The sequence below is a fragment of the Pedobacter sp. A2324 genome, from assembly GCF_059693705.1.
Genome location: NZ_JCASSK010000002.1, coordinates 679220 through 695859, shown reverse-complemented (window position 1 = coordinate 695859; position 16640 = coordinate 679220). Strand labels below are relative to the sequence as shown.

Sequence of the window (16640 nt, the reverse complement as noted above, 5' to 3'; positions counted from 1 at the left end):
GGGTAGGTTTAAAATGAGGCTTTAAGGGTTGCACCAAAACTTTTTGTAGACGGGAATTGTCCGGTTTCAAAGCCCGGTTCAATTCGGTTTCTGTTTAGCGTTGCAATTTCCGGGTCGTACAGCGGGAATTTCGTGATGAGCAATAAATCACGGCCGTACACACTAAAAGAGGCCGATTGCGCACCAATGTGTTTGAGCAGTTTAGCGGTGAATTTGTATTCAAGCGATAGTTCACGAAGTTTAATGTATGAGGCATCAAAAATATTGGCCTCAGCATTATCGCGCAGGTATTTCTGGTTATAATAATCGCCAGGCGTAGCCACAATGTCGTTTCTGCGGAAGGTACCGTCGGCATTCTGCACTACCCCTTCGCCCACAATACCACCATAGCGGCCTTCGAGGGTAGAGGTTAATTTACCGGCACCTGCCAGTACGGAATTTGAGAACGAGTAGATGTCGCCACCTTTTTGGCCGTCGAATAAAAATGAAAGGCTGAACCTGTTATAGGTAAACTGATTTTGGATGCCCGCTTTAAAATCGGGTACTGCCGAACCTAAAATTTTAAAGTTTTCGGTATCAATTAAAGGGAGGCCCCTGCTGTCGTTTATAATCTGTCCATCCGGTGCGCGGAGGTATCCCGAGCCGTAAATATCGCCTACTGCACCACCAACCACGGCCTTTATGTAGCCCCGTGGTCCTGTAGCCATGATAATTTCACTCACATTTGGCGCAAGCTCCTTTACCAGACTTTTGTTGGATGAGTAGGTTAATGTGGTTTTCCATTGTAGTTTGCTTTTTTTACTTAGCGGACTGGCATTTACCGCAAGTTCGTAACCCCTGTTGTTTATCAATCCCGCATTAAATATTCTGCCGGTATATCCGATAGCCGGATCGTTTGGAACGGTTAGGATCTGGTTGGAGCTATTGGCATTGTAGTAAGTAAAATCAAAACCCAGGCGGTTTCCAAAAAAGCGGATGTCTAATCCTATTTCCCTGTTGGTAATAATTTCGGGTTTCAGGTTATCACCCCCAGGCAAGGTAGTTGGGTTGGTATAACTTCCACCAAATTCTGAAGGGGTTAAATAATAGCCTGTGCGGTATGGGTCGGTATCATTACCCACCTGCGAGATAGATCCTTTAATTTTGAGGTAAGATAAAGCCTTGAAAGCAGATAAATCGAACATTTCAGTTGCAATGGCACTTCCCGAAACAGAATAGTAGAAATAAGAGTTATTGGCTTTCGGCAGCGTGCTCGACCAGTCGTTCCTTCCCGTTACATCTAAAAACAAATAGGTTTTATAATTAAACTGTGCCAGGGCATACAAACTTTGTACTTCTTTGGCTGCGGGCGATAGTGTCACCAATGGCCTGTCTTTTGCGTTGCCCAGGGTATAAATCCCAGGTGCGCTCAGCCTTTCGGCAGTTGTGGTGTTATTCTGGACTTTGTTTTTAAAAATGCTTCCGCCTGCAGAAAGCGAAAGTCCGAGGTTGCCCCATAACTTTTCATCATACTTATACAGGAAATCGTAGTTCTGTTCCCGCATCAGTACCGATTGCTCCTGGTAACGGCCGGCGGCGAAACGGATGCTGCTGAAAGGCCTGCGCAGCGTTCTAAAAGATGAGTTCTGGTCAATTCCCCCTCTCAGCATCAAGCTCATTTTAGCACTAAAGCTATAGGTAGCGGTAATGTTTCCAAAAATCCTATCCTGATCCAGGCTGTTTAAATTTTCGTAGAGGATAAAGTAAGGATTATCTACTGATGGGTTTAACAGGTTGTTTTGATCAATATCTTTAATGTCCCAGTAATCTTTATACCATTCGTTGGGGATGTTGGCCGAGCGGTACATTAAGCCATACATAAAGGAGTTGGTATTGTAGCCCGATAAGGGCAGGTTGTCGCTTTGTTTATGGTAGTAGTTTACGCGGGTGGTTAACTGAAAGTTATTCATTTTACTGTTGCTGGAAAACGAAAGCCTGTTAAAGCTATATCCCGTGTTGGGCAAAATGTAGGTATTGCGCATGTCGTTGTAGGAGAGGCGAACTGCATTTTTGGCGTCGCCCCCTGAAAGTGATAGTGAGTTGTTGTAGGTTGCGCCTACTACAAAAGCATCTTTAACATAATTTTTATCCGCTACCCAAGGTGTTCTGTTTACCCCGCGTGTTTTAGTTGCGGGGTCGAACTGAAAGTACGATTGTCCGTTAAAAGCCGGACCAAAAGAGCGGGTAGAGTTTGTGCTGGGACCATCGGCACTGGCGCCGTAAGAAAAATAGCTATTGATGGCGTTTCCTGCCCCGTATTCGTATTGAAAATCAGGAAAGTGCAATACGTCATCAAACGTTACACTGCTGTTAAAGGCTACACTCAGTTTGCCTTTGTTATCGGTATTGGTTTTGGTGGTGATTAAAATGGCTCCCGAAGCCGCGCGCGAACCATAGAGTGCTGCTGCCGATGGGCCCCTCAATACCGTCACCTCTTTAATGTCGCCGGGGTTTATGTCGCTTAAGGCGTTACCATAGTCTACGGGCGTTTCTGTATTGCCTGTTGCGCCATAGCTTAATCCGTTGTTGCCTACCATGCCACTCAATACCGGTACCCCATCAATCACAATCAAGGGTTCACCTTTATCCAGGTCTAAAGAGTTTTGCCCGCGCAGGGTAATGCGCACTGAACCGCCTGGGCCGGTACCAGCCTTGGTAATGTTTAATCCCGGTACTTTGCCTGAAAGGGCATTTACCCAGTTGTTGGGTACCGTTTTCGAAATTTCTTCTCCATCAATTTTGGTTACGGCATAACCCAGGCTTTTTTCTTCCCGTTTTATTCCCAGTGCCGTAACCACCACACTTTCCAATGCCTGCTCATCGCTTGAAAGTGTTACTGTGATCTGGCGTTCGCCGGGTTTAACATTTTTCAGTAACAAGGTTTGGAAGCCAATGTGGCTCAGCTCCAGGGTATACGTTCCGGCAGGAACAGGAAGTGCAAAAAGCCCTGCACTGTTGCTTGTGGTGCGGCTGTTCAGCTCAACGATCCTAATGGTAGCACCCGGAATGGCCGTTTTTGCCGAATCCACTATTTTTCCGCTAATGGACGTTTCGCGATTAACCTTTTCTACAATCACAATTTTGCCCGCCCTGAAAATGTAGCTTAGCCTGGTTTTGTTTAGCAATTGTTCCATGGCGCTTTCTACCGAAATGTTATTCGCATTTACAGAAACATTACTGTAGCTGCTTACCAGTTGCTCATTAAAAACAATCTGAATACCCGATGCTTTCTGAAGGCCGGAGAGGGCCGCCCGTAAATGCTGGTTCTGGATGCGCAGTGTAATTTTTACATCTGCCGGCGATTGTGCTTGCCCGGAAGTAGCCACTAATAGCTGGCCACTCATTAGCAGAAGCACGAAGAGATAATAAAGATGTTTCATTTGATGTTTTCTTGTCGTTTTATACTTTGATATCAGTGTTATGCACGACTGGTAGTAGAAGAAATTGAAAAATCTTTTTTTAATGGCTAACGGGCCTTGGCGGAAGGCCTAAAGGCACTTATCTTTTTTTAAATGTAATGGTATTGCCTTGCTTAACGTAAGCCAGGTTATTGGCGCTGGCTAAAATGTCGATGATTTCGCTAACCCGGTCGGTCGCTACAAATCCTGCCGTAATCCTAAAATCTTTAATTGCCGGTTCATCAAATTTAAATTGCAGGTGATAGGTGCTGGCAATGGTTGCACATACATCAGTTAAACGTTCGTTGTTAAAGGCCAGGTTGCCGTGCTGCCAGGCCACAATTGTTTTGGCATCAATCACCTGTTTCAGCATGGTGCCATTCTGGCTGTCTACTGTTGCCACCTCATTGGGTAATAAAATTTCTTTTTTCGTGCCGTCGCTGGTCGATACACTCACCTTTCCACGCGTTACGGCCACTTGTAATTCGCTGAGATAATGGTAAGCTTTGATGTTAAATGCGGTGCCCAACACCTGGGTATTGGTGTTTTTGGATGTGACGATAAAAGGATGTTTGGTATCATGTTTTACCTCAAAATAGCCTTCTCCTTCCAGCAGGTACACCTGGCGGGTGTGGTGGTTAAAACGGTTAGGATACCTGATGCGGCTTTGGGCATTCAGCAATACTTTCGAACCATCGGGAAGCGTAAGTTTGAGCTGCTGGTGTTCGCCTACCTGTTTCTCCACATAAACAACAGGGTCTACCACATCGCGAAGTTCATTTCTAAATAATAATACCCCGCCAATGGTAATGAAAAGTACGGCAGCAACCCTGAGTATTGGCCATAGGTTTTTACCAGGGAGGAGTTGTTTATCGATACCCGATTTTATGCGTTTGCCTGTTTCCATCGCCTCTGCATCAGTCCACTGCCATGCATTGCGTTCTGCCTCACTATCAAACCATTCTTCGAGCAGCTGTTTTTCGGCATCCGTGCTTTGTCCGTTTTCGTAGCGTTCCAGTAAATCCTTTGCATCTTTTTTATCCATCATTAAACAATATCGCCAAAAGTGGCTGGAGGTAGTAGGTGTTTTAAAAATAATTTTTGGGCTGTAGGGTTTCGGCTATTATCGCCATAGCAACCAGCAGGTAAACAGCAAACCGGCCGCGCACAAGGTATCTTTATTCAGCACCAGTTTAAAATGTTTCAATGCATTGTTGATTTGCTTTTTTACAGTTTTATCCGAGATACTGAGTTTTTCCGAAATCTCTTTATGGCTGAGCTGATCGTGCCTGCTGAGAATAAAGACGTCGCGCATTTTTGGCGGTAACTGTTCAACTTCCCTGTTAATAATGGCGTTTAATTCTTTAGCGTCGATGGCCTCATTCAGGGTATCCTGGCGGGTAGTGAGGTGCCTGATCAGGCTTTCCACATGCTTTCCCTTTTTGAGTTCGCCCTGCACGTGGCTTATTCCTTTGAACCTGGCCGCGGTAAAGAGGTAGCCCGACAGGGAGCTTTGTCCTGAAATATTGCCTCTGCGGTTCCATAGCGAAATAAAGATATCCTGAACAATGTCTTCTGCGGCGGGCTTATCGCGGATTACTTTGACCACATATAGAAACAGGCGCTGCCAGTATCGGTCGTAAATTTCGTCGAAAGCAAGCCGATCTCCCCGGCATAACCGCTCAAAAAGTACCTTTTCATCCAGGATCAATGATTGCTGATTAGCCATAATTTTTTCAAATTTAGCTATGCCAGGTTAAGTTAACGTTTCGCCAGGATTAAGGTGAATGCAAATCACCAAAGCAGCCAATATATTGGTTAGAGGGCGTTAGATAACAATAAAATTGGTGAATAATACTATTCCATAAGCACGAACATTATTTATTGATTATTAAAATAATTTCAACGTAACACAATAAAGCCTGTTTTCCGGCGTATTATATATCGAGAGCGTTAATTTAGATAGACGGGAATTGTCCATAGTGATGATTCCCGTTTTCTTTTGTATCTTGATTTCATTTGTTTCCCCTGCAGAAAGCGGGGAGGCACAGAAATTACCACAAAGCGCTTTTTATCTAAATGAATATTACCAAACTCGTTTTTCTCTTCCTTTTATTGATGTCAAATGGAAAAGTTTATTCACAAGACTATACATCAAGTTTTGATTTCAACTCTCAGGTTTTTGAGCGTTTAGAATTTAGTAAAAATGATATTCCCTGGTCTGGAATGGGCAATAAGTTATTGCCCTATCGGATAATTGCCTTGGGAGAACCAACTCATGGTAGTGCTGAATTTGCCACGCTTCGGCTGTCATTAACCAAGCAGCTCATCTTGTCAAAGGCCTTAACTAAAATTGGTCTTCGCTAAAGCTTTTTCATTGTTACGCTGCTGTACCTGAACTTTTGTCCTGGTATTAGCTGACCCGGTATTAAGCGTTTCGGTATTCCTTTTCTCCTTCTTCCACAACTCTGATCTCCACTTCGCCCACAAAGCCGCTATAAACAGAATTACTTTATAACCCCCTTTGGCCATATACGCCATTGAAGTTCTAAGGTACTGCTGTCGTGGCTCAAAATAGTCCATTGCTGCGGTGCGGATACTTCAGTTGTTACATCCAGCTGATTGCTTTTGGTGCTAGTCGAAGTTTCCGTGTTTAGCATGCTGCAGGCGGCGCATAGCGCCAGCCCGAGCAATACTAACTTCCTCATAACCCGCCTCCCTTCAGCCAATCGGCAAAATATTTAATGGTACGGATGTGGCGGTATTTGCTGTATACACCATCGCCTTCGTGGCTGCCTGCCGTATTGGTGTTGCCTTCAATGGTAATGATCTACGAGCCACGCTGCGTTTTTACAATACCGCAGTGGCCATCCGTTTCAGGCTGGCAAAATAACTCCAAAAATATCAGCAGGCTGAGATAAACTGCTCGATTTTCCGAGCAATTTATGTTTTGTTAATAAGGTTGTTCCACAACTGTACATAGTTGGGTACAATAACCAATTACGCTTCCATTTTGGTCTGTCCAATTTTGGTTGTATTGATTGTGAATATTCTGATCAAAGCAACGACTTTGACACTCGCCATCAATAGTAGTGCCTCCCATAACATTTTTCATTTCTGACCTAGTCAGACGTTTGATTTCTTGTGTTTTAATTTTCATCTAGATTAAATAATTGGATTTTAGGTGTTTATAATTGGGTCTTCATTGCTGCTAATTCTTTTTCATATTGTGGATTTGAACCCCCGCTCAACTTTATAGCTTCTTCCATATTCTTTATAGCTTCTTCCTTGTTACCTACCTTAAATAAAAGATTACTATACGTATTTATAAACCAAGGTTTTGGAGAACTTTCAGCAGCAAGAACTTTTCTAGACCACTCAAGTGCTATTGGAAAGTACAACGGTTCCTCACAAAACAATAATATTGTTCTTCCATAGCTATCAAGTTTGCTTACTTCCAGGTCTTTTCCAGCTATTTTCAGGTACTCATTTACTGCATTTGTGTAGCCTCTCCAATTTCTTTCCCACTGGTAGTACATTATTTTGGATTCATTTAAAATCTCTGTGGCATACTCCGGGTATTTTCTTTTTAAATTGGCGTCGATGCTTTCCCAATCTATATTTTTGTTATTCTGCCCCTGATATTCATAGAAACCAATTCCAAATATTTTCTTTACACCATTTTTCTTTAATAGTGGAAATACTTCTTCTTCAAATACAATAGTCTTAATCAAAGCTTTTGCCGTTCCCTCACCCATTACGGAGTCAATGGTAATACTATTATTGATAAGTATTGGATAACCTACATCAGTTGTTTTAGCCGTTGATCTGGTAATGAGTTTAATATTTTTTGTTGTTAACAGGTTTTTTTGTTTCGATAAATAAAGATTAGAATAGTTCATCCACTGTTCATAATCTCTATTCATTTGTGCTGAGCTAATTAGCGACAGAAGAAAAGTGGTATCCCGACGGCCTGTTTCAAATAAATGCTTTAAAGTTGAGTATTGTGTTGCAGGCTTCAGTGCTTGTTCTGCACTAGCGATGAACTCTTTGGCATTAAAATTTGCTGAGATTGAATGGACCATCTCTCCATTAGTATTAAAAAACAAATAAGTTGGATAGCTATTGATTTTATATAGTTTTCTTAAATATTCTACATCATTATACCATCCCTGAATATATGAATCATCTTTTTTTGTCTTATCGAATTGTACATTAAGATTTATAAAATTTTTATTAAAAAAATCCCCAACTTCTTTTTTTGTAAAAACGTTTACAGCCATCTCCTTACATGGGATACACCATGTTGTATAGGCGTCAAGGAAAATCATTTTATTTTCTTTTTTGGATTTTTCTATAATAGCTTTCCAGCCTGGCAATTTTTCGAAATTAATTCCTGAGCTTTGGGCAACGACGGTCTGAATATTTATGATGGAAAAAAATAGAATCGTGATTATTGAATATTTCATGCTTCAATTTAATTTTATAAATTAAGAAATATCTATGACTTTGAAACCATAGATGCATTATTTTACGTTTTCAAAAACTACAGTAATTTTTTTTGAAACCGTTAGCAAGCCAGGAAGTATAGGCCAGGCCTCCATAAGTTATAACAGTCCATACCTCACCTGTCGCCATCTTTGTTCCGAGTGAAATCGGTCACATTAATCAAGAGATAATTAAATACCCTGCACGCTTCCGCAATTTATAAAATTCTATAAGAAGTTTTGGGAAGACTTTCATTGAATTATATACTGGTGGAATCAGTCTATGAAACCACCAGTAATCTAGTCTAGCATTCCACCAGGCTACCTTGAGAGCAAGTAGGATTTGAGCCTGTAACACAGTCACTACAAACAATTTCTTTACCTCCTGAACCTGTTGAATATCCGTTCGGGCAACATTTATAGCTTTTAGGCTTTTCAACTACGCCACCCATAATTGTTTTCATTTCATTTCTGTTTAATAAATTAACTTTTTTCATTTTTTTAAGTTTTGAAGTACATAAAGGTTTTATCATTCTTTCACGCAAGAACAACTTAAGCGATGGCAGTTAAGCCGCCATTCATTTTAGGACGTTTGTTTGCAACCAAAAGCCCAATTTTCCGGAATATTCTTTAGCTTTTCTAAAACATCAAGTTTTTTAAATCATCAATCTTATAAGGGATAGGGATTTTATATCCATTAATAAAAACAGTTGGCGTATAGGTAATATCTGCCATCTTACACCAATCCCTTTGCATTTTTGCAAGGGATAAACTTTCATCTGTTGCAACAGCAGGATAGTGTTCCTTTAAAAGTTTGAAGGTTTTTATACGGCCAGAATACCAATCTTCTAAGGCATTTTGGGCTAACATTTCCGCAGTTACATTTAGTGAAAGAATATGATTAGCTACTTGAGCTCCGGGATCTGACAGGTCATCAGCAACATGAAATAGCATCTTTATTTTAATACTTTCGTCTTCTGATGACCAGGTTTTCGCAATTCCATGTGTTTGAAGACATGGTGAACAAAAAGGATCACTTACAATTGTAATAACATTTTCTCCATTCTCATTTCCAAAAATTATAGGCTTTACATCATCTGGCACTGCATATCTTGGCTGATTGTAAAGAGCCTGAGTAAATAAATTGGCATTATACTTAAAGCCATTCAGCTGAAACTTTAATCCACCAACTTCAACCCTATATTTCAGGAGTGGCTTTAATAAACCCCATATCACAATAGGAATAAGTAGGCATAAAAATATATTGAAAAGGATTTTAAAATCAATAATTGTAGTTGCTGAGAACAGGCCCAAAGTGAATGCAGAAATAAATTCAATCCACAAAATAAGTTGAACTGTACAACATAAAATACACCACTTATTATTTTTATACTGATATACAATTGAATATATACTATATGGCAAGCTAAATAGATTTACCCAAACAAGAACATACACTGCATTGTATTCCAAAAGTAAGGCCAGCAAGGTACCTGCAAAATAAAAAAAACCAATTTCGCTCCAACTAAGCCAGGAAGTAACATTTGCTGCATCTGATCTCAGTAATTTAGAGCAGTCACTTTTCCCCATTTTACAGATGTTTTGAACTGTAATGTTTTCTATACCATAACTCTGTGATAACAGCATAATTGTTGTTATCACACCAATAAGCTTTATGAAAATCATACTGGGAAATGATAAGTAAATAGTCTTTGCCTGAAAACCCGCAAATATTATCCAACCAAGTATTAAAAAAAACAATGGTATAGTAAGCTGATTGAGGATATACTTCAGTTTATTGTCCATATAGTTTTGTTCCCCGCTGCTTAGGTCTTTTTTTGCATGTAGCGCTATGCCATCCCAAATTTTTAAAAAGTCTTCTTCAGGAACACTGATATTTCCGATAAATTCATCTTTGTAATTAACTTTACCGTTCTCGATTTTTTGAACCAAAACAAACTTCTTTTCCACATCTTTTATACTGGCTAAGAATGGAAAATTCAGTTCACTGGAATCATATTCAGATTTTTCTATTCTATAGGCTTCATTACTAACTTTAAGCTGTCTTAGACAGTCACTGATAGATAACAAACTCGGATAGTTGGGATGATCTTTTAAAATTGATCTAACAGTGTCTTTATTGAACTTCACCTTTAAACTTCTTAAAAGTTCAAAAGATATATACTCTGAATTTAGATTTGGACTTCTGGAATTCATACATTAATCATTTTATATCTATAGTTTCGTAAAATATAGCCTTTTAGTACTTGATGAAAACTCCGCAATGATTTGCGTTTATTGGGTTTAACTAAGCGTTTTAAGCGCATTATTTAAATCTGATCAATTCAAAAACGTTTCTAAGTGCTTAAATATATTACCTCATTCAAATTCCTAACTAATCGATTTAGGAGAATCAAGAGGATTTTTATTTTTACGAATTTTCTGACAATTTATCTATTATCCAAGTGCCTAATACGACAATTACACCAAAGCACCTTTTTCCAGGACACATCGTTCATTTCGGCTGACAAAATCAAACATAATTTGGAGATTGAGGACGATTAAACCTCCGATTCGTTATGTATATAATTTTAAGAGCATTTTTTATTAATATGTGATGGTGGGTCTACAAAACCACCCTCAACCACCTCATTCCAAACCACCCTATCAATAAACCCATCACCACAATCACCCACCACCAGGCCAGCACAGTTATCTTGTTACTGTTCTTCGCTACAGCTTTTTCATTGTTACGCTGCTGTATCTGAACTTTTGTGCTGGTATTAGCTGACCCGGTATTAAGCGTTTCGGTATTCCTTTTCTCTTTCTTCCACAGTTCCATCATCTCCACTTCCCCAACAAAACCGCTATCAGCAGAATACTTTATAACCCCCTTCGGCCATATACGCCATTGAAGCTCCGAAGTGCTGCTATCCTGGCTTAATATAGTCCATTGCTGTGCTGCGGTTACTTCGCTTTTTAAGCTCAGCTGATTGCTTTTGGTGTTGGTCGAAGTTTCCTTACGCAGCATGCTGCAGGCAGCGCATAGCGCCAGCCCGAGCAATACTAACTTTCTCATAACCCGCCTCCCTTCAGCCAATCGGCGAAATATTTAATGGTACGGATGTGGCGGTATTTGCTGTATACCCCATCGCCTTCGCGGCTACCTGCCGTGTTGGTGTTGCCTTCAATGGTAACAATCCAGGAGCCACGCTGCGTTTTTACCATGCCACAATGGGCAATCCGTTTCATGCTGGCAAAGTAAATCCCAAAAACATCAGCAGGCTGCGGTACCGCTACACGTTTGCTTACAGGAAACAAGCCCGGGCTCCAGGCCGTGCGTGGTGTTTTATAGCCCGCTTTTCCGTATACCCAGCTCACAAATGATGCGCACCAGGGATCGCCTTTGTTATTGCTGGTGTAGCGCAGGTAGCTTTCTACGGCTATGCCATCATTGTTGCCCGTGGCTTCACGTACGCCGAGCTGACTTTCAGCCACCTCCAGGATGGCTTCGCGTTTGCTCAGTGATGAATGCCAGGCGCTTCGCCCGGTGTTTAGAAAATCGCTGCCACACAGGCCACTGCTCCCAAGAACAGTAACGCAAAGCAGGCATAGTAAAAACTTAATTGCTTCCATGATGATAAATCTTTAAACTGTAAAACCATAAAATGAATGTTGGGCAAACCCAGCGCGCTCCAGGCGGCGTAAAGCAGATACCAGCTGATGGTAAGCAAGGCCAGAAAAGTCAGGATGCTGAACAACAACAGCTGCCATACGGCTGCATCCAGTACCGCTGTAGTGGTATTGAAGAAGCCAGCGAAGAGCGGTGCCAACTGATAAGCTAAAATCAGCAGCAGTATGCCTGTAACCCAATAATAGTGTGTTTTATTGATCCGTAGTAACGGATCCATGATGAGTGTTTTCATAATATTAATGATTGAATTAATGAATTTTGAAACAGTAGCCGCAATCAGGTGATTTCATGCTGGCCCAGGTACCAGCTGTTTGACACTTTTTTGCCATTGGCCGAAACATATGCAGCATATACATGCACGGCTTTACCTACATAACTTTCATCCAAAGTGAAAATACCACTACCATCAGTCCGTTTGGCTACGTCGAATTTCCAGCAAGGCCAGTCGATGGTATCTCCCAGCACCACCACAAGCAGTTCATCATCATCGCTGTGGAAGGCATTCGTTAATACCGGCCAGCTTAAAAATATCGTACCTGCACCAGCAGCTTTTACCTTGCATGTTGATGGTGGACTCAGGTATCCATGGCTCAGCTTCACCTTCGCATAATCTATACTCAACTCCGGCCAGGTACCTGCAATTGCTTCTTTGCTGTGGTAACTTGTTGCTTTATTTGCCGGATGATGCCTGGGTTTAACATATTGGTAGCCCACTATGATCACCTCTTTTAAAGCGCCTACAAACTGAGCCGCTAACTTCATGCGTTCGCGTTGATCCAGCTGCTTTGGTGATGGCGGCCGATTGCTTTTGCACGGTAATGATTTCAAATAAAATTTTCCATTGCGGTTGCTGCCTACTACTTTACCAAGCTTACCGCTAAATCCGTCAAGCGGACCTCTTCCCATAAATGCCATAATCTTCTCTTTAAGTTTTTCTAAAAAAGTGGGGCTCTGAACAAGCCCCACCGGTTAATTTAGCTTAGGCCACTACAATTGGCCCGGCATAGGTGCTTTTCGACCTGCGGATGTTATCGCGATCGATGTAAAACATATACACCTCCACATCCTGGCCTGAAAAGTCGGCGGGCAACGCATAGTCTGCCGTACCGTCTCCCCTCAGGGCGAAATCGGATTTGATGGAGAAATAATCCTGTGCCATGTTGTATACCAGCAACACCATTCTGTCGTCGGTAAACCCATTAAGCTCATTCAGCTGCGGGTTCCAGCTCACGGTAAGCGTTGCTGCCGCTGTAGAGGTTACCGATACACCAATTGGTCTCAACAGCGTTCCCTTACTAATCTGCAACATACTATGGTCCAGCGCAAAATCCGGCGATGTTCCGGTAATGGCATTCGCCAGGGCAAACTGTACCCCCATGTTATAGCCTGTTGCTTTGTTGTTGGTTTGGCCTTTGTAGCCCATGTTCAGTACATCTTTTATCGGCGATAAAAAAGCAACCACAAGGGCAAACTTCAATCGTTGCTCTATCTGCTTTTCTGTGGCGGGTTTCGTACTCTTTTTGTACAAGCCTTTGATGTAATCCAAATCATTCCAGCTACTGCCGATGATACTTCCGGCCTTGCCGGAGAAGCCGCCCAGGGCTCCTTTTCTGATAATTCCCATAATCTTAATTTTTAAGTTAATTGGCTAAATGGCCGGCCGGTACATCTAGCACGAAACAAACATAGGGCTGTAAATGAGGCTGTTAAAATTTTGACCTGATTTGGACTGATTTGACCCGATTTGGACTGAATTTAGGTATCGAGACCTGAGATTTGGGATATTAGACGCGAGATTTGGGATATGAGATGCGAGACCTTATGCGATTGATCGTGGAAGGGATCACTCAATTCCCAGACAACTGGTTACCAAACGGGGGAAAAGTTCGGGTGGGTTTCTGCGGTGCTTTTGGTGCCACCTGAACACGGGGCGAACTTGTGCCGAACTTTTCCCGAAGTTGTGTGCCACTTTTCCGGGGCATTTCCCGAAGCCTTCCCGAACACTGGTCGAAGCCGGGTACAAGGTTTCCCGAACAACTCCCGAACAACCCGGCCAGCGCTCCCGAACAAAAATTTAAAAAAAGATTAGAAAATGTACTTTCTGAAGAGGATAAAACGACTAAAATGCAGATCGAAAACCGAGCGCATGTAGCGCGATAACCCATGATTTTTGCAAGTAAAATGGAACCATATATTTATAGTTTGCCTTTCTTTCTGCTTAACTCCAGGGCATCAAGTACATCCTTTTTATAAAAACGATCACCACCCAGAAGCTTCATGGGTTTTAGTACCTCGTCTTTAACCAGGCGTTTATAAGTGCTATCGCTAACTTTGAGCATATCCATTACCTGGGGCTTATCCAGCAGTTCAACATTGGTGAATATTTCAAGCAAGCTGTTTGCTATTCCGGTAAGTTTATTCAGAGAATTTTTGAGTTGAGAAATTTCCTCGGCGATTAATTCAGATCCTTTCATGCCAATAAAAAGTAATACAGGCAGAAAGCATCGGATCCGGTACACTACACCTTATCCCGCACCCTACCTGCGGTGTTTAAATTATTGGACATGACTGACTGTTAGGCTAATATAATAAAATTGAAATTTACAATCAAAATTCTGATTAAACTATTTACGCCTGTTATGTTTGTGGTAATATTGTCGGGTGAAATAGGCCTTTACTTTCTTTTTATACTCCCGGGCAATCAGGATATCATCTACTCTGGTTATACCGGGTTTGAGGATAAGTTCATAACCTTTTACCAATTCAATGACATCAATCGAGTAAAATACACCCTTCCTCACTTCAATAAATATTGAAGGATCAAGGTTTGCCCTCAACACATTTCCGGTAGCTTTAAAGTTTCTTAAATGGCCACTTTTGGTATAAATCGTGGCAAAATCCTTTCCAACAGCTATACACTGTATATCTTCAATTAATTCTTCAAAATTTTTATCGCCCAATGAGCAGGGAATTTTTTCCCAATAAACATACTCATTCTTCTCAGCTGCTTTCTCTTCAGCAGTTTTCGGCACCTCTGCCAGTTGTTTTGTCTCCAGGAGTTTCTTTTCTGTTTCTTCCAGTTTTACCTCCAATTCTTTCGCCCTCAGCCGCTCGGCTTCTATCTTCATTTTCAGCAATTCCTCCTCTTTCCATTTTTGTAGTGCATCTTCTTCCAGCCTTCGCAGTGCAGCCACTTCGAGCCGCGAACGGTAATTCATTATCCATCTCCATCTGATATAATAGGCTCCATTACCTAACAAAAATAACAGGGCAGAAAAAGGCAGTACCTTAACGATAAAACCACTCCCCTCCATAGAATGATTAAACATCATCAAATAAATCCAAACCAGGGCAATATCCATGGCAATAGGAATGAGCAAGCCGAAAAATAGCTGAACAATAATCCTCCATTGGTTCTTTCCCCAGGCACACCACTCATCCAGCCATTTATGAATGATATGCATATATTCTATCAACAAGAAGGCAATTACCGTCCCGAACACCAGTGAAATCCAAAATCTGTTCGTGAATATTAATTCAGACAGCGTTTTTGATGTTCCTGGTTTTAATAAAACAACTGCAATGAGTAAAGCGGCTATGCGCCTTTGTGCCAACGTGAAATAGAGTGGCGTATCCGGTTTGAGATAGAGCTTAAACATAGGTAAATATTTAACTGCGCCAAAATATCAAACCTTACCAATAGTGAGGGATGAAAATTATAACGAATTGGGGGTAAAATTCTTAACTTAATTAGCAGGTCACTTACATTCCAGCGTATAAATTTGCTATCCAGCAGGTTTGATTTGGTCGAAACTTCATCTCTTATTTAGCTTTAAGTGTGCCAGACAATTGTGTTTGGTGTACTAATCTAATCATACATGAATAAAAAACCTTTTACACAATCAGGTTTAAATGCCCTCCGAGCAGACATTAGAAACCTTCCGAAATCCGAAAAGCTGCGGGAAATTGCGGCATTGCAGCAAGATTTTGTCTCGTGGGCCGACGAACACCTGGAGTTTGAGAGCAGCCAGCGGATTTACCTGGCCAATTTAAGTGCTGAATTTATTTCAGTCGCTACCCAGTTATCGGCATTGGCCATTTCAAATGATGAACCGATCAGGTTGATCAAAGCGGAAAAGTCTGCAGGCTTAACAGCTGCTACACTTGCTGAAACTGCTGTAGCTGCCTCATCTGCGGATGCGGAAGGTAAGCTGATTACGCTGGGCTACACCAGTAATCCGGATGATGCAGGTAGCGAAGTGCTTACTTACGAAATCCGCTACACTACGGTGTAAGCAAAAAGATCCAACATCACTTTAACCAATTTTGGGCGTGACTGCTGTAGTGGTGTTGGGTCTTTTTAATCAATTATTGGCTAACCAATTAAGTATCCATAAAATGTTGAACGAATGAACTAAAACTTATCTAACCTATGAACCAAACTAACCTTAAACTTTTAAAAGAAAGACTTGAAAGTTTTTTTCCCATTACTTCCGAAGCCTGGGCTGCCATTCAGGCCAATATCCAAACCGTAATCTTAAACAAAACAGAGCATCTGCCTCGTGAGGTGGGTACAGTATCATACCTGGCCTCCGGGTTTTTGATGGAGGTTGACGGACATAACCGCACTAAAAAAGCTGCCGTGCTTGCCTTTATTCCTGAACAAAGCTTTATTGCCACCAGAATACAGAATCAGGTAAACGTATTGGTTTGTGATGAACCCTGCACCATCTATGAAATCCGGCGGGCAGATTTGCAAGCGCTAGATCGCTTTTTTCCCGGTTTGATTGTGCTGCACGATGCGCTGTGTGCCGAATACGACGAGCGTATTGCTGAGCGCGATCTGCTGCTTAATGAAAAAGATGGCCTTACGCGTATCCGCAAGTTCAAAGATACTTTTAGCCATTCCCTCAACCACATGCTTAAAATTCATATGGCTAATTTTTTAATGCTTGAATACCGTTACTTCATCAAAAACTACAAATACGTTTAATGCTTTCTATAGCATTCAGGTAACTCTAA

The 16640-nt window shown here is 41.5% G+C and carries 18 protein-coding genes; 4 read left to right on the top strand and 14 right to left on the bottom strand.

Annotation, left to right across the window (positions count from 1 at the left end; translation table 11 throughout):
* Positions 1-8 precede the first annotated feature (8 nt).
* The 3 genes from AC570I_RS08125 to AC570I_RS08115 all read right to left on the bottom strand — a co-directional run bounded on the left by AC570I_RS08125 (position 9) and on the right by AC570I_RS08115 (position 5166).
* Positions 9-3419 (bottom strand): SusC/RagA family TonB-linked outer membrane protein, encoded by a 3411-nt coding sequence (locus AC570I_RS08125; protein ID WP_497405083.1) that lies wholly within the window; start codon positions 3417-3419, stop codon positions 9-11.
* Positions 3420-3537: 118 nt separating this feature from the next.
* Complete coding sequence (locus AC570I_RS08120; RefSeq protein WP_497405082.1) at positions 3538-4485, bottom strand: FecR family protein; 948 nt, start codon at positions 4483-4485, stop codon at positions 3538-3540.
* A gap of 75 nt (positions 4486-4560) precedes the next feature.
* The gene (locus tag AC570I_RS08115; RefSeq protein WP_497405081.1) at positions 4561-5166 is read right to left on the bottom strand and encodes an RNA polymerase sigma-70 factor; all 606 of its coding nucleotides are present in this window, start codon (positions 5164-5166) and stop codon (positions 4561-4563) included.
* A 350-nt stretch (positions 5167-5516) separates the two neighbouring features.
* On the opposite strand from AC570I_RS08115, the gene AC570I_RS08110 reads away from it, so the two are divergent.
* A complete protein-coding gene (locus AC570I_RS08110) occupies positions 5517-5804 on the top strand; it encodes a hypothetical protein (RefSeq protein ID WP_497405080.1) in 288 nt (95 codons plus the stop codon).
* Here AC570I_RS08110 and AC570I_RS08105 read toward each other — a convergent pair.
* On the bottom strand, positions 5781-6020 hold the full coding sequence (locus AC570I_RS08105) for a hypothetical protein (RefSeq protein WP_497405079.1): 240 nt from the start codon (positions 6018-6020) through the stop codon (positions 5781-5783). The two genes, AC570I_RS08110 and AC570I_RS08105, sit on opposite strands and share 24 nt — an antisense overlap.
* Before the next feature lie 172 nt (positions 6021-6192).
* Between AC570I_RS08105 and AC570I_RS08100 the strand changes: the two genes are divergently transcribed.
* The gene (locus AC570I_RS08100) at positions 6193-6330 is read left to right on the top strand and encodes a hypothetical protein (protein ID WP_497405078.1); all 138 of its coding nucleotides are present in this window, start codon (positions 6193-6195) and stop codon (positions 6328-6330) included.
* A gap of 295 nt (positions 6331-6625) precedes the next feature.
* On the opposite strand, the gene AC570I_RS08095 is transcribed toward AC570I_RS08100, so the two are convergent.
* The 10 genes from AC570I_RS08095 to AC570I_RS08050 form a co-directional block, all read right to left on the bottom strand.
* A complete protein-coding gene (locus tag AC570I_RS08095; RefSeq protein ID WP_497405077.1) occupies positions 6626-7906 on the bottom strand; it encodes a thioredoxin family protein in 1281 nt (426 codons plus the stop codon).
* Positions 7907-8229: 323 nt separating this feature from the next.
* A complete protein-coding gene (locus AC570I_RS08090; protein ID WP_316799075.1) occupies positions 8230-8421 on the bottom strand; it encodes a hypothetical protein in 192 nt (63 codons plus the stop codon).
* 142 nt (positions 8422-8563) lie between these two features.
* The gene (locus AC570I_RS08085; RefSeq protein WP_497405076.1) at positions 8564-10141 is read right to left on the bottom strand and encodes a cysteine peptidase family C39 domain-containing protein; all 1578 of its coding nucleotides are present in this window, start codon (positions 10139-10141) and stop codon (positions 8564-8566) included.
* Between the two features lie 409 nt (positions 10142-10550).
* Complete coding sequence (locus AC570I_RS08080) at positions 10551-11003, bottom strand: hypothetical protein (RefSeq protein WP_497405075.1); 453 nt, start codon at positions 11001-11003, stop codon at positions 10551-10553.
* Positions 11000-11560: a C40 family peptidase gene (locus AC570I_RS08075; RefSeq protein WP_497405074.1), complete on the bottom strand. Its 561-nt coding sequence runs from the start codon at positions 11558-11560 to the stop codon at positions 11000-11002. The genes AC570I_RS08080 and AC570I_RS08075 overlap by 4 nt, the downstream gene beginning before the upstream one ends.
* A complete protein-coding gene (locus AC570I_RS08070; protein WP_497405073.1) occupies positions 11479-11850 on the bottom strand; it encodes a hypothetical protein in 372 nt (123 codons plus the stop codon). The genes AC570I_RS08075 and AC570I_RS08070 overlap by 82 nt, the downstream gene beginning before the upstream one ends.
* A gap of 44 nt (positions 11851-11894) precedes the next feature.
* Positions 11895-12533, bottom strand: coding sequence for a DUF6266 family protein (locus AC570I_RS08065; protein ID WP_497405072.1), 639 nt, complete (start codon positions 12531-12533; stop codon positions 11895-11897).
* Positions 12534-12597: 64 nt separating this feature from the next.
* Positions 12598-13242, bottom strand: coding sequence for a DUF6266 family protein (locus AC570I_RS08060; protein WP_497405071.1), 645 nt, complete (start codon positions 13240-13242; stop codon positions 12598-12600).
* A 571-nt stretch (positions 13243-13813) separates the two neighbouring features.
* Positions 13814-14092 (bottom strand): helix-turn-helix domain-containing protein, encoded by a 279-nt coding sequence (locus AC570I_RS08055; protein ID WP_497405070.1) that lies wholly within the window; start codon positions 14090-14092, stop codon positions 13814-13816.
* 150 nt (positions 14093-14242) lie between these two features.
* Positions 14243-15277 (bottom strand): hypothetical protein, encoded by a 1035-nt coding sequence (locus AC570I_RS08050; RefSeq protein WP_497405069.1) that lies wholly within the window; start codon positions 15275-15277, stop codon positions 14243-14245.
* 219 nt (positions 15278-15496) lie between these two features.
* On the opposite strand from AC570I_RS08050, the gene AC570I_RS08045 reads away from it, so the two are divergent.
* On the top strand, positions 15497-15913 hold the full coding sequence (locus AC570I_RS08045; RefSeq protein WP_497405068.1) for a hypothetical protein: 417 nt from the start codon (positions 15497-15499) through the stop codon (positions 15911-15913).
* A gap of 137 nt (positions 15914-16050) precedes the next feature.
* Positions 16051-16611, top strand: a complete 561-nt coding sequence (locus AC570I_RS08040; RefSeq protein ID WP_497405067.1) for a hypothetical protein — start codon at positions 16051-16053, stop codon at positions 16609-16611.
* The last annotated feature ends 29 nt before the right edge of the window (positions 16612-16640 follow it).